Genomic DNA, 14488 nt, shown 5'->3' on the forward strand with positions numbered 1-14488 from the left:
TAATGACATTACTGAACCTCCTCTGCGGTATATATCTTGACCCTCTCCTCGACTTCCGTTCCGCGCCGGTTCTGGTAAGTGAGCCGTTGTATCTTGCTACCGGTAACCTTAATCCTTGCACCAGGCATGAGTAATACTTCGTCTTCGTTCGAATGCAAAGACAAATCACTGATGTCTTTTCCTTTATTTCCACGCAATTGCAGCTCCACAAGCACCCGGGTCGTACCTTTACCGGTTTCAATCGCGGTTTCAGCAAATTGCAAAGCCACATCCCGGTTCCGGGAATAACTGGTGAACTGACGAACTGAATATTCTGTCTGATAATAACCGGTCCAGAGCTTCATAGGGTGTTCAGCCTCCCCTCTATAAACCACCTCCTCACTGGATGGCAGGTTGTCCAGCGCATCCATGGCCATATTGGCGTGCAACAATAACTCTGGATAGATTTCCTCAACAAAGTTGGCCACTTCCCTGGTGATTCGGTTGGTTTCGTTGGTTCGCTCAGTCGCATCTGTCATGGTATTCAGATAATTAGGCTGGACGTTCAAGGCCTTCAGCTCTTCCGGGAATTCAACTCTCTGACCAGCCCCCGCCCCCCGCAAGGCGACCATGCCGTTAATAACATTCCGTAATCTCCTTTTTATTTCAACGTCCGGTGCATACCAGTGTTTCGCCTCCATCACTGTATTGATCAGCTGATGCGTACCGCTGCTATAGACGCCCAGCGCCGTTCCAAACGCACGATTGAATGAACCCAGTCTTCCCTGGCCGTCATTACGCTGAGCCTGCTCATATCTCCCGCGGTATTCCGAGGCAAGCCTTTCGGTGGTACGAAACCGGGGCAAAGGAGGGCCGGCTTCAGGATCTGTCACTTCCCCCGTATCCAGATCGGTTACAGGAGAGTATCTCACCGGACCAAGACTGGCCAAGTCCCAATACACTTCTTCATGAGGGAACATATTCTCATGACCAACCCGAGTTCTTAATTCCTGCGTCTCTAAAGGCGCAATATTCATGTACATGGCAATGGGGTCACTGATACTTTTCTGCTCACCAGGTCCGTTAACGCCGGCAATCTGCGCGCCCCTTAAAATTTCATACAGCGAATGATCTTCCGTGGGAAGCATCCAGCCCATCAACGCCAGACGAAAATCCACCGCCTGCGGCTGGGCATTTAAAAACTGATAGGCCTTTAGCATTCTGGTGGTAGTGCCCGACACTCCGGCGATGACCGGCATCCGCAATTTATCGTGAACTTCTTTGTACCAAAGGCTGTCAGGACTAATTTCATACCTCGCCTTACCGCCTTGCCACGGCAATGCCCGATCTCTGGTTTTTTCTCTACGGATGTCGGTTTGACGTTTGAAACGTAGATAATCCCCTATTTTCCGGCGGGTATCGACCTCCTGAAAGGTGTACTTCAGTTCTGTATTCGACAACGGAACACCCAGCTCTGCCATAGCACCCGCAGTATAAGGCTCAACGGCATTGCCCTGGCGATCATGCCGACCCCACTGACTGTAACCAACCTCGTACTCAAACGCCTGCGCAGATAAATTACCCAAGGCAAAAACATCTTCGTCAAAGTTATAACCCATATTGCGGAATCCGAAACGTCCGACTACATCCAACAGAGTTCTGACACCCGGGCGCAGAACTCTGCTGTTCAGGGTGTTACGATAGAAACTATTCTGACGAGCAAGCTCTTCGGCATTTAGCCCGAGATCGCCAATCAGGTTATCCCGGCGGTCAAAAATGATTTCATGCAGGATTGCTTTAAACCCTCGTCTTAAATCATTACCGTAGCCGGCACCATAATAAGCAGCATTGTAAAAGGCCGTCATTCTCTCCCGCAGATTACCCTGATGAAGCACTTTGAGCATTTCTTTGTAATCCAGGTTGATTCCCACCTGCCCACTGCTTTCCAGTTCATCTTTGAAAAAGACTTCCCGTAGCAATTCTGGCCGATTCAGCTCATGGGTGTAGCGCGTAGAGACCACCTGTTCCATTCGGTTAATGGCTGCATTCAGTGCCGCGTTTGCGCGCGGGTGCCCGGCACTATAAGCCCCGAGGCGTTTCTCATACGCCTCGGCAGCACTGAACCAGGTGCGCGAATATGTCGGGTGACGCAACAACAGATCATAAGATCCTGAAGTGACACCTTTACGTTGCACAACTGCAGAACCAAGGGGTTTTACCACATTTACCCGCAGCGAGGCAGATGCTGCCTGGTGGTTCATTCGCGAGGCCCTTGCCCCCATCACGTCGGCTTCGCGTTCGAGTCCATCATCATTGTTCACGGCCGTTTTGCCTTTCATCTGCAACATGGGTTTTACCCGCCCCTGCTTCTGCTGCACGATATGCCATGCTTCGTGTGGCAAGTGACGTTCCTGTCCGGGAGCCAGATGAATCTGATTGCCAAACGCAAATGCATGCGCCTGATACTGAGCAGGTTGTACCGAGTTGTAATGAACTCTCACATCATCCATTGAATAACCGGATAGCTGCTCTATACCGGCTTTGAGGCGATGTGGTAAACCCGTACGACGGTCTTGCGGTGCCATAGCACCACCTGCGACGCCAGAGCCATCACTGGCAGCCTGTTTGAATTGCATGGCTGGAGCCCCCTGACAGGAGGAGACTGCAACATGGCCATTGTCGTGCGGCATGTTCGTGCTGATGGTTTGTTCTGGCTGTGGGGCCAAATTGGTTGTAATGCTTTCTTTGTTCGTCTGCTCTACGTACATGAATTCACCTGACCCTTCAACGTTGTCCGGTTTTTCTGTCTGACTCAGTAATGACCTGAGGCTCACCACCATTTACCGCCACCCAGACATCTGTGGGCGGTAATGGCTCATCCGTGCTGTCCGGGCCCTGCGGTTCTGGTGGCTGATCGGCACCGATATCCGCCAGCCGGTTCTCGCCCATACGCAACTTCTGCTCCCAGGTAATGGCCCACAATGCCAGCCGACTGATGGGGTCGTTACCACCATACAAATCTGCCGCACGGGACAGAACTGCCGTTCCCAAACGCCAGTCCCGGGTGTGCGGTGTGAAGTTATTCGTCAAACCATGCACATCCGCGCTTTCTATCGCTGTGGCTGGAAAGGCTTCGGCCATTCCCCATCGCTGGGCGCTGGCACTCATGTGAGTCAGCAGTCTGCTGAGCAAATCCTGGGCGACTCGTTCACGCTCGACGGCATTGGCGATACCATCAGCTTCACCTGGTTGATCAACCACCAGCAGATACATCACCAGCTGCAGTGTGATATCGCTCTGACCGGTTTCCACGTGGGTGATCTCACCATTGCCGACATGCGCCACAAACACGCCGGGCGTGTTTTTATGGACTTCCACCAGTTCTGTGGTTTCAATATAGCCGGGCAACACCACGCAGGTTTTCAGCTCGGTAAAATGTTTTTTCAAATCGACAACGATGCTATCGAGTAATGTTTGTATGCTGACCATAATGTATATCCAAGAGTTATCATCTACCGGCATCGTTAAGAAACCTGAAAAAACAGCCGGTCTTTCAGAAGTGTTTTACCAATCCTGCACCAGGCTTTCATCCAACGCTTTTTCAGCTTTCAAATACTCCTGTCGCACGGCAGTGAGTAAATGCTGCATACTGATAGCCTGTTCCTCATTGGCCGCAACAAACGCCGCGTGCAAGGTAATATTCCGTATTGAACCGCCCGCCAGAGATAAGCGTGCCAGTTTGTCATAATCAATATCTTGTTTCGGTGCGGCAGCTGGCAGCAGAGACTGCCAGAGTTGCTTGCGTTCAACCGGAGTAGGAAATGGAAACGGTATGATGAAACGCAGACGACGGGTAAAAGCAGGATCCATGGCACTACGCAAATTAGTAGTGAGAATAGAAATACCGGCATAGGCTTCCATCCGCTGTAACAGAAAACTGACGCCCATATTGGCATAACGGTCTTTGGCTTCCTGTACCTGAGAGCGCTTACCAAATAAAGCATCGGCTTCATCAAACAACAACACCGCACCACTGTTTTCCGCTGCCCGGAAAATAGTATCGAGCTTCTTCTCGGTTTCACCGATGTATTTATCGATCACGACACTGAGATCGATATGATAGAGATCGACATTTAAAACACTCGCCAGTACACGTGCAGCCATGGTTTTTCCAGTACCACTGCCACCGCAAAACAGTGCACAAATTCCCAGCCCATAAGCACCAGGAGTGGCAAACTGCCATTGCTGATACACTTTATGACGCTGTTGAGCCTGCGCCACAATCGCCTGCAGATTCTGTTTTTCCCGCTCTGGCAATATCAGTGCATTCCAATCGAGCGGCCGGGGTGTGATGATTTGCGCCAATCCATGCAAATGCTGCTGAGCCTGCTCCCGGCTGTGAGACCATAGTTTTTGTGGCAATGAAACCGGACTGGAAGTCTCCACTTCGGTATGTACCTCCATTGCGACCCGACGCGCGATCATGTCCACCTGTTCAGCACTGAAACGATATTGAGTGCTGATACTATGAATGGCATCGTCAACCGGGTCATTGACGTTTGTATGAGTCTTCAGATTCAAGCGCTCATGTAAATGGCTATGCCACAACTGCCGCTGTCGTTCTTCATCAGGCAACTCCACAGTATGGTAATAAACCGTGGTGCCAATGAGCTGTATCTTTTCGGTCCCATAGAGAATGCAGGCACCAGGCAGATCCCGAATCAGCCGCACCAGCCAGCGACTCAGAATGTGCCGGTCAGATACATGCGTCTGCTGTTCAAAAAGCCGTTGGCAATCCAGCAGACACAGCGCCTGTCGGGCGATCAGTTCGCGCTCGATCAGCTGCAGCATATGCTCTTGCTCTTGCGTCGCGGTGGGTAGATGAAAAAGACTGAACCGAAAAACATCGCACCGCTCGACCCGGGCCAGGCTGGCAACACTCTCAATGGCTTCTGCAAAACTGCCCGCCTGTAATTGCAATGCCGTCTGCTGAACCCGGCTGCTGATCAGTATGCGGGACAACGATTCAACCTGCAGGGGTTGATCAAACGACACACTCCGGTCAGTGTCTATCCATTCCAGAAAAGCGGACACAGAGGAATCAATAATGGGAGTGCCGGTCAGGTAGAACAACAACCATTCATTCAGAACCAAGGAGCGTTGCAGTAATACAGGCGTATCATTGTCAATATGCAATAATTGAAAAAACCGCAATGGTGCCTGTGGCGCCAATACCCCACAATGACCATCTCCCAGGCGCAACGCAAGATCCATATTCGGCAACGGTTTACCGTTCAACTCCTGATACAGGCGGCCTATTTCCGGGTCAAGTTCTGCAGCCAAGCACATTAAGATCAGACGACGTTCAAACGCACTCAGTGCAAACAGTTCACAAATCCGGTTCAACAAAACAGAATCGGCAACCGTATCTTTTGGAACAGATAAATGCCGTATATTTTTTTCGACTGGCACGGATCCGGACTGGCACAAAGACTGCAGAACATGCTTCAAATCAGCTAGTTCGCCAAGCATTGACTGATAACTTTCCTGCAACCAGTCTGTTTTCTGTTCATACGAGTGAACGCTCATGGTGTTAACTCCGTTATTACCCGTTAGCAGGATACGGTTCCTGACATGCTTCGAGATTGGTCAGAAAGCCGCTGCTACTCAGGCTATGAGTGACGGTTTTCACGGTATACTCACCATCAACTCCGGTACGTAAAGAAGATAACGAAATTCTACCGGCCGCTGTGATGTTAGCGTTGCCCAGAACAGAGAGACTCAATGTCTGGTCTTGGCGGTTCAGTTCATGAAACTTGGCTTTTGCGGCTGCCTCGGCTTCCTCTTTGGAAGCAAACACATGCGGCAGACGCATCAGAGTATCGCCCTTCGCCAACGTACCCGAGGGACACATTTCTTCACGTTCACAGGCATCAATGAGATCCCGCCAAGTCGCACAAACATAAGTATAATTCTGCTGTCGATTGATTTTTTTGGTCCATTGAACGATGTCATGGCGAGCAATACTGACCGGCTTCATCGGTATTCCACTGGCCGAAGTTCCCTCGCCTTTTTTCATGAACAACAGGTTGCGCCCCATGACTTTAAACACGCCGTCGTAAAGCTCAGCCAGACGGGTCAAAAAAGCACCATTGGACTCTTTCTGCTGGTTGATGCTGTCAATTATTTCCTGGCCAATTAACGGGCTGACTTTGGCGGTCAGTCCATGCTGCCTGGCAATCTGCTCGACCAGGCTGGACAGCGACAAATCATTCCAGGTGCAGCTGACATCGCGGTTTAGCAGGCTGGAATTGGCGGAGATGGTCATGGTTCTCCCATTAGAGGATTCATTCAAGCTGATATGACTCACCAGATACTCACCCATGTTAACCAGACTGGGTTCATAACCCAGGTGCAGAGTGATCACCGTCTCTTGTTGCAGATCAGGCAAAAAAATACCGCTGCCTCTCCAAGTAGGTCGATCATCCAAGGTTAATGACAACTGATCACTCACTAAACCACTGTGCTGAACCAGTTGAATAGCAACCATCCGGTCCATAAATTCTTTCCGCGCCCACGTTCCATTTACCTTCAGACTGAAACCCGGAATATTTGCACCAAGCAGTTGAGCGCTTATTAATCCCATATTTTGACACTCATATCCTGTTCCTCAGACGTTGCCAGATCGGGTAGCAAAATGCTCAACCCGGCCGGCAGACTCAGTGGGTAATCCGCCAACCCGGGATTGGCCTGTAACACCCGCTCCACCGTACCGGTAACAACCAGGTCACTCCCCGGACCTAACAGAAACCCGTTTTCCACCAACTGTGGTTCCGTCAGCAGGCCAGGATCGACGGCCATCGCTGCCGTTCCCAGATTGACTTCCTTGATGTAGTACTGCCAACAGATGTTGTCGAGCATGTCACCGGCTTTAGTGTGATAATAGTTTGCCATTGTCGTGTCTCTTTGAATGTCGTGATAACTTAAGGGTCTACGGAATAATGACCTGCATTACTCTGACGTTCTCGCAGCTATTATTGAGAGCCTTTGTTACTTCAAAACAGCAGCATCAAATCTTCGTTGTAACGTTTCAGACTGACGCTGAATTCAATTTTTTTCGGTATTCCATCAGCAAAAAAGACACTTTTGGTTTCCTGAACATTTTCAATAATCCAGCGTCCATAAACGAAACCATTACCATCCAGCAACGGCATTGCCACTCCGATTCCAGCGGTCAGACGTACTAGCGACAACTGCCGTATACCACCTTTATACTGTGGATAGATGGTGCCGTTCAGGCTGATACTGTCATCGCCCGGGCCAATATACTGGCGCGCAGGACCGCCGACTCCGAGATGCTTAAAAAACGGATGTCCCAGGCGCGTCTGAGATGCCCACTGATAAGACGTGCTGTGCTGCAGCTTCTCATAAGCGCCGGTATCGATGGAAAATACTACCGGTCCCAATAACATCATCATCGTCTGATCTCCCTTCTGTCGGTTGCATCAACCATCTGCGGATTAACCACAACCTGTAATGCAATATTGTTCATTTCAGTGCTCCGTAATAACTGGGTGGCAAAGGTCTGGGTGGCTGCGACTGCATTGCTTGCTGGAGCATTGTCGCCATTGAATTCACCGTCTGTTCGAGCTGGCGAACCGTCTGACTCTGCTGCTGGGTTGCACTATGCATTTGTTGTTGAAGCGCTTGTAACTGTGCCTGATAATCTGCGTGGTTCTGTTTGTCAGTCGCCACCAATGCGGCAATATTCTGTTGTATTCGCATATTGTCAAAAGGTGCTGAAGGAATATGTTGCTGAGACGGAGAGTCATCAATAGCAGCGGCTGTCAACGGTGGTGTCGATGGTCGTCTTTCTGCCGCAGCAGACGCGCTGATCAGCTGCGTGATCAGACTTTCTCCGCCTTGCGCGGTCATGTCAGAATGACCAGAGAATATGTTTTTCGCATTGCCTTCATCGGTTACACCATTCAATATCGAAAATACCCGACGAGGAGACAATCCAGGCGCTCTCGTTGTGCGTTCAGGGTCGCGCTTCCAACCAATATCATGATCACTCGATGGCCTGACAGACGACAATGACTCTCTCATAAGTTCATTTTTGTGATGGGACCAATAGGTCGAAGTCTGATACAGGCGTAAATCGCGGTTTTGATGTAAATGGGATACCTGCTCAAAGACCGTGTTGGTATGCAGAGAAGCCTGAACCCCGGTGTTGAAAAACTGTTTGATAACCCTGGACATATTCAGGTAACGGCGATTATCGGACAACAGCTTACTATGGCTGACGGCTGCCGGGGATTCACCTGTAAGCAACCATTCATAAGGCAATAGGTATTGGCGATAACGTCGTGATGACGTCAATTTTGGTAGCACAACAACCTGCCATATTTTGGGGATACCTGGTCGATCTGAACGCAGCATTTTCAACCGACAACCGTATCGGTTGCCCATAACGGTTGAAACCCTAAAGCAGGCTTTCAAACGATCAGCAGTACACAACTCATCAGCATACTGGCCAAAATTTTTATTATCATCCTTTCTATAGTCGCTCATCACATTACCACGTATTGGTTACCGTTTTTCGGCGTCTGCAAGCAACCGCCGTCCAGTCTCCAGCCACTCCAGCAATTCTTCTTCTTCCAGATCCAACAATTCATTCAAACCCCAACCACTGCGCTGAGCCAGTACAAAAACGGCCTCACGCAAACGTTGAGGTTCTAGGATAAAAAACCGGCCAGGCACTCCTGTAATTTGCCGTAATCTGCAAGATCGAGCAGTTCAATATGCTGAGGTGCTATTTCACACAGATTGGCGATCAGACGAATTTCCTTCTCCGTTTCACTGCCGCTGGCTTTTTCTGCCACCAGGCGGTCACGCACCAACGGCCGGCGCATGACCAAATGATCAATCTCCATACCATCGGCAGTTATTGGATAATCCAGCCGTATGGTTTCGGCTGTGGCCTGTCGGTTTTGGACCGCAGAGTTTTGTAAGCTGATTTCGGAGTTCAACATGTTATGTTTCCTCTCACTGTTAATTTAAGGCAACCCTGAAGAATTACCTGCATCATCTACTCTATTCAGAGTGTCCTTAAGTGCATTTAGGGAACCTCTAAAAATGGCCTATTTTTCAGAGGCCCTTTAGATAAAACCATCAGATCCTTTCGGTATCTGGTTTTTTCCGGCAATTTTGCGTTCGCGGTTATCCACATCGATTTCAATCAGGGTTTCCTGGTTTAACTCAAGACGGTAATAGCGCAAAGAGAAATGTAACCGCAGCTGGGTCTGCTGACCTGGTTGCCATTGCCCCATGTCGAGTTCAGTAATGCTGCCACTGGCATTGATTTTCAGCGGTACCACCTGATCCTTATCACTCAATGCACCTCTGATTTCCAAAGGCAACAATTCAACACTGCCATTGATACCACCGTAGTAATTAATCACCCGCATATTGGCATGTGGAATACCAAAGCGGCGAATCAGTTCTGCATCGTATTCCGACAGAATCAGTTCGCATTCCATTGGTTCCATTCCCATATCAATCTTAACCCCGGTATCCAGTCCTCCCAGACGATACTCTTCAGTGCGTAGTGTGAGCTTTGGCAGCGTGATCTGCTGGATACGCCCGGCATATCCCTGACCTGCCATAAACAGGTTAAAATTCTTTAATACTTTAGGAACCAGCATTTTTTCATCCTGCAGAAAAGTTCGTTATGGGTTAATCCCTTGCCAGACAAATGGATAATATCGGTACGTAGCCATTGCCGCTTTTTACACAGCAGTGGCTCGCAGATGATTATTCAAAGACTCATCCGTTTGGTTACAAACCAATAGCCGCACGCAGATCCGCCAATTGATCCTTACCATTAATTGTGCGTACCATGTTTTTCACATCCACTTCAATCAACTCTTCTGAGCCCATGGTCAACTTGTAATAGCTCACACCAACACTGACGTTCAGTGATGCTTTTTCACCGGATTTCCAGGATCCCATTTCCAATCCCTTCCAGAAGCCAGTCAGATTAATGATCACAGGCATGATGCTGCCATCGTTGTCTAAAGCACCACGCAGCGCCAGAGAAACACTGGAACCATCACGCAGGCCAAAACGTTTGATAACTTCGCTGTTGTACTCGCTAAGAGAAAAACTGCACTCCAGTTTTTCCATACCCATATCCATACCTATCGGTGCATCCATACCACCGTTATAGATATCGATCGTTTTCAGATTGAGCTTGGGCAGTGTCACTTCTTCCACCAGGCCGGCAAAACCGAAACCATCGACAAATAAATTAAAACCTTTTAAGACCTTAGGAATGATCATGCAAAAATCTCCTCTAAATAATCATTGACCAGACTGCTACGGAATGTAATGTGCTCAGCCGGATAGGGAGGCGTAAAATCAAAGTCAATATATACTTTTCCCTGTGCAATATTTTCCGGTGTATTCAAGTCGGGATCGGCGAAACACTTGCCATCGATAATTGCACCGATGCTTTTCAGATAACGCAGATAACTGTTGACACTCTCAGTCACATTTTCGATATAGGTTTTAGTGATGTTTTGATCAACTGCATCCAGGTGTGCGCGTAACAGCGAGTCATTAATCAGATCGGCGGTGCGGCGAACGCTGATAAATGCAAATTTAGGATCGGATGAACAGGAGCGATTGCCCCATAACCGGTAACCGTTTTGATGAATGATGGTGGCCACCTGTTTTTCATTCAGACGGTTAGCAGTGGCAAGGCTGTCACCGAGTGAAAAATCAATACCTCGGGATGTTCCGGTAATGCCGGAAATAGTGCGGTTGGAAGGACTCCACCAGAACCCGCGGTCGTTATCCGATCTGGCAATCACACCAGCAACGCGTGCAGAAGCCGGCTGTACCAATTCAGTGCCACTGGCTTTGTCAAACACCAGCACATGTGGATCAACCAGATAGACCCTCGCACTGTCGATATTTCCGCGAAAGGTGATTGCGTCTTCATCACTGCCATCCGGGCCATCTACAACCGCTACGGCTCGCAATCGGTCTGCCACTTCGATCATCGCATCGACCACTCCGGGTTGCTGACAAAACCCTGGGGCAATCAATATGCGTGGTGTCATATGCACTCTGCTTTCTGCAGCAAGCAAGTTGCGCAAACCCTGCTCAACATCTGGGGACTCATCACTGTCCGGGTCATTGATGTTAATCACGACCACCATGGCCCCGCCCTGATCGAAAATCGCATCCAGCGCATCGGGAATGGTACTGCTACCATCTGCGGATCCGAATATTTCGATAGCATCCTTACGAGAACCGGAAATCAGAACAGGCTCATTCACTGGGCCTTGCGCTGCGGTTCCCACCAAGCCGATGACCGAGGAAGCGACATTAGTAATGGGCCGTGGCCCGCCTTCTAGTTCTACAACTTCCACACCGTGTAAAAAAGCCATAGCATTCTCCTGTGTAAAAACATTCATAATTTAAATCCAGTACTACCGTTATCTGGAATTGTTCGAATAACTACTCATCCAACAGCAATCAGGCAAATTAGAACGATCGCTAAGTTAATAGCGAGATATCCCTGCTCATCCACTTGACCCAACAGCAATACCTCACAATTCTATTTCCACCAGATTTTTATTGATAAACAAGACATCAACATCCCAGGTTTCATTATTTCCATGAGTTGCAAAATCTGCCCTGATATACCAGACACCATTGACGTCATAGGGATACAGCCGGATGATATCTACAGTTCCTTTTTCATTGATGTCACCGTTTGTGGCAGCAAAACCGACGATGGCAGCAATGTATTCAGAGGTTTTTTTACCTGTATTATAGGTCACACTGTCACCCAGTTTTTTATATCGCTTATAGATAAAAGGCTTGTGCCCCGCGATGGTAAAACCAGTACCGGTATTGAGTTTGCCGCTGGTATTTATGTCACCAGCAACATCCAGCTTGCTGGTTGGATTACCAGTACCAACACCCAGTTTCCCGGTGCCTCCTTTCAGGATCATTTGCTGCTTTTCCTGACCACGGGCACCGCTGTAAAATTCAATATCGGAGGTATTCGAATGTCCTCTCAACAGTACCCTGGTAGCCTGCTTACTATTTTCATCTGCAGTGGTTAACTCCATGGTGGCTTCACCACCTACTTGTGATTGGGTAATACTGATAGGATAGTGATTCAGATTTTTGCGTAGAGTAAGAAGATGCTGTGTTGGTTCCATACCGATACCCACCCGAGCGCCCAGGGCAAAATCTCCAGCCTGACCAAGTACCATAGAGTCTTCACATTCATTTGCCTCACAACCAAACAAACGGATCTGTGATTGATGGCACTGCCAGGTGCCGGAACCTTTGTTACTGGCCCGACATGCATACACGGTAAAAGTGGAAAGCTTGCAACCGGCTACACCACCACCGTTCACCGCCAGGCTATGATAAATATGGTGTGCTTCGATATGTGTGGCGGAAACACCATATATAGCCCCACCATTTCTACTACCTTGATGGTTAACAAGCTTATTGTTTAGCTGACATTGACGGACATTTTCCAAATAAACGGCTGCCCCGTTATTGGCGCTAATAAAATCGCCTCCCAGGTCGTCGACTCCGCCACGTCCGTCAAAACTCCACCCGGAAAAATGAACACCGGTCAGTGGCGATTCGGCTTCTCCGAGCAATTTGATTTGTACCTCATGGGACCCTTTAACAACCACTGTATCCTCTGCATTAAAACCGATGATACTGACGTTGTTTTTCACCACGATACTGTTTTTCAATACGTAGGCCGGACGACCATTAAATGTGTGATGAACACCGTCCCCCATACCTCCAAGTGCGCCGGCAGACAGGTCAGGAACCTGGTTCTCATCATCAGGATCCAGCGCAGGTAGTTCGGGCAATTGAACAGGGCTCAGCACGATGGTCAGGTTTTCCGCGATTTCGGTATCGGCGCCACGGTTAAAGATCAAATCAAATTCAGCCTGAGTATGAATTTTGACGGTCTGCTTACCTACCAGAAGATTGTCCCGTGCCACTGGCATGGACAACGGATGCTCGCGGTCAATAATGATACTCTCTGCCTCTGTTCCGGTGAGAACCAGATCAAATGCCAGGACAAAGTCTGTACCGTAGATTTTCTCGGCCAGCTTTTTTTCCTCAGAGGCATAAACCGCAAACAACACACCATTTTCCAGAAAGAAGCCTATTTCATAGATAGGATAAATATCCGGAATATCGTTGCCTTCATCACTTATCGTGGACGTCAGATAAAGCTGATTCTGTTGGGTACCGACCAACTCACCACCTTCAACGAAACTGCGTTGAATTTCATGTTTCAATGCTGTCATGTCACGGCTGGCGGTATAGGGTCCATCACCACCATCCCCCACGCCAACATGCGTTATTTTGGCTCTGATGCCGCGATTTTTAGCATCGATCAAAGCAGTAATGCCGGCATCCGTTATGACAGGTTTTAAGTTCATGCTCATATCATTGTTCCAGAACGTTTGTATCTAATGTAGGTGGCTGTGATGGTAATGTGGCAGACATGCTAAAGCGCTTATAACTGACCGCCTGCGTCGCTGCCGCCATTTGCAAAGCACTGGTCTGCACGGTACTGATGGTAAAGTTGTAATGACTGCGTACCGGTTTTACGGCATCGATCACTTCCCGCAATTTGCTGTTGAACGCAGCACTACCGAGTCCCAGCATGTTGTTATTGATCAACAGGTCCAACTGGAAGGTGTGTGGCGCACCCGGCGGACTTTGTTGCCACCACTCCGTTAATGTCACGTTAGCATCGGTAAAGCTGTTCAAAGCCTGCTGCACGGCAGCACGAGTGCCTTTATGTTTGTGCACGAACGCAGAATTACTAATCAACTCACGGCGACGACGCGCCTCTTCCGCAGGGTCATCAGGGTTATCTGCCCAAGTGTCAACGGATACCGCCCACCCCAGCCATGGTAATAGTTCGTCAGGACAGGTGGAGGAATTCCAGAGTGTATGGATATTGACCGGCAACTGACCCAGCCGTGCGGAGGTGGCAGCCAGATTGCGCTCAAGCGAAGTCGCAGAAGGCGGCATCAGATGCTCACGTGTCGTCAAATCGCGCCGCGCATAAAGGTATTCGCAGTCATTTACGTCACGCACAAACACCAACAGACACATGGCCCCATCCGGGATATCGGTATTCGAAAACCTGTGCGTCAGTGGTGAAGTGGCACGAAAACGAACGAGACCCTCGACATCATTCTTTTTTAATCCGCAAGCGGCAATCAAACTGTTACGAATCAGTTTTCGATTGGTTGCATCCCCCCAATGTATTTCGTAACTGACCAGATCATCCCGATGCGTTGAAAAATCTACATAAACACGACCGCTCAGAGATCTGCTGCTACCAGTCCCCAGCGGTTGTTCATTAATAAACTGCAGTGCACTGGTACTGGGATTCAACAATTTAGTGACCATGGTTCTGTCCTTCTTACAAATG

At 49.1% G+C, this 14488-nt stretch carries 14 protein-coding genes; all 14 read right to left on the reverse strand.

What is annotated here, in order from left to right:
• Positions 1–8 precede the first annotated feature (8 nt).
• The 14 genes from ACQY6I_RS20650 to ACQY6I_RS20715 all read right to left on the reverse strand — a co-directional run bounded on the left by ACQY6I_RS20650 (position 9) and on the right by ACQY6I_RS20715 (position 14466).
• Positions 9–2747 carry a DUF4157 domain-containing protein gene (locus ACQY6I_RS20650; protein ID WP_428243407.1) on the reverse strand — a complete coding sequence of 913 codons (2739 nt, stop codon included), beginning with the start codon at positions 2745–2747 and terminating at the stop codon, positions 9–11.
• Between the two features lie 16 nt (positions 2748–2763).
• The gene (locus tag ACQY6I_RS20655) at positions 2764–3468 is read right to left on the reverse strand and encodes a hypothetical protein (protein ID WP_428243408.1); all 705 of its coding nucleotides are present in this window, start codon (positions 3466–3468) and stop codon (positions 2764–2766) included.
• Between the two features lie 75 nt (positions 3469–3543).
• The gene (locus tag ACQY6I_RS20660) at positions 3544–5568 is read right to left on the reverse strand and encodes an ATP-binding protein (protein ID WP_428243409.1); all 2025 of its coding nucleotides are present in this window, start codon (positions 5566–5568) and stop codon (positions 3544–3546) included.
• Between the two features lie 16 nt (positions 5569–5584).
• Positions 5585–6625 (reverse strand): phage late control D family protein, encoded by a 1041-nt coding sequence (locus ACQY6I_RS20665; protein ID WP_428243410.1) that lies wholly within the window; start codon positions 6623–6625, stop codon positions 5585–5587.
• Entirely contained in the window at positions 6616–6933 is a 318-nt protein-coding gene (locus ACQY6I_RS20670) for a tail protein X (protein ID WP_428243411.1), read from the reverse strand. The genes ACQY6I_RS20665 and ACQY6I_RS20670 overlap by 10 nt, the downstream gene beginning before the upstream one ends.
• Before the next feature lie 101 nt (positions 6934–7034).
• Entirely contained in the window at positions 7035–7457 is a 423-nt protein-coding gene (locus tag ACQY6I_RS20675; RefSeq protein WP_428243412.1) for a phage tail protein, read from the reverse strand.
• 70 nt (positions 7458–7527) lie between these two features.
• On the reverse strand, positions 7528–8553 hold the full coding sequence (locus ACQY6I_RS20680) for a hypothetical protein (RefSeq protein WP_428243413.1): 1026 nt from the start codon (positions 8551–8553) through the stop codon (positions 7528–7530).
• 18 nt (positions 8554–8571) lie between these two features.
• On the reverse strand, positions 8572–8706 hold the full coding sequence (locus tag ACQY6I_RS20685; protein WP_428243414.1) for a hypothetical protein: 135 nt from the start codon (positions 8704–8706) through the stop codon (positions 8572–8574).
• An 11-nt stretch (positions 8707–8717) separates the two neighbouring features.
• Complete coding sequence (locus tag ACQY6I_RS20690) at positions 8718–9014, reverse strand: phage tail assembly protein (RefSeq protein WP_428243415.1); 297 nt, start codon at positions 9012–9014, stop codon at positions 8718–8720.
• Positions 9015–9140: 126 nt separating this feature from the next.
• On the reverse strand, positions 9141–9686 hold the full coding sequence (locus ACQY6I_RS20695) for a phage major tail tube protein (RefSeq protein ID WP_428243416.1): 546 nt from the start codon (positions 9684–9686) through the stop codon (positions 9141–9143).
• A gap of 133 nt (positions 9687–9819) precedes the next feature.
• Positions 9820–10323, reverse strand: coding sequence for a phage major tail tube protein (locus ACQY6I_RS20700; protein WP_428243417.1), 504 nt, complete (start codon positions 10321–10323; stop codon positions 9820–9822).
• Positions 10320–11438 carry a phage tail sheath subtilisin-like domain-containing protein gene (locus ACQY6I_RS20705; protein WP_428243418.1) on the reverse strand — a complete coding sequence of 373 codons (1119 nt, stop codon included), beginning with the start codon at positions 11436–11438 and terminating at the stop codon, positions 10320–10322. The genes ACQY6I_RS20700 and ACQY6I_RS20705 overlap by 4 nt, the downstream gene beginning before the upstream one ends.
• Positions 11439–11600: 162 nt before the next feature.
• Positions 11601–13487 (reverse strand): phage tail protein, encoded by a 1887-nt coding sequence (locus ACQY6I_RS20710; RefSeq protein WP_428243419.1) that lies wholly within the window; start codon positions 13485–13487, stop codon positions 11601–11603.
• A 1-nt stretch (position 13488) separates the two neighbouring features.
• Positions 13489–14466 carry a phage tail protein I gene (locus tag ACQY6I_RS20715; RefSeq protein WP_428243420.1) on the reverse strand — a complete coding sequence of 326 codons (978 nt, stop codon included), beginning with the start codon at positions 14464–14466 and terminating at the stop codon, positions 13489–13491.
• Positions 14467–14488 lie beyond the last annotated feature (22 nt).

It is taken from the genome of Gynuella sp., assembly GCF_050297175.1.
GTDB lineage: Bacteria > Pseudomonadota > Gammaproteobacteria > Pseudomonadales > Natronospirillaceae > Gynuella.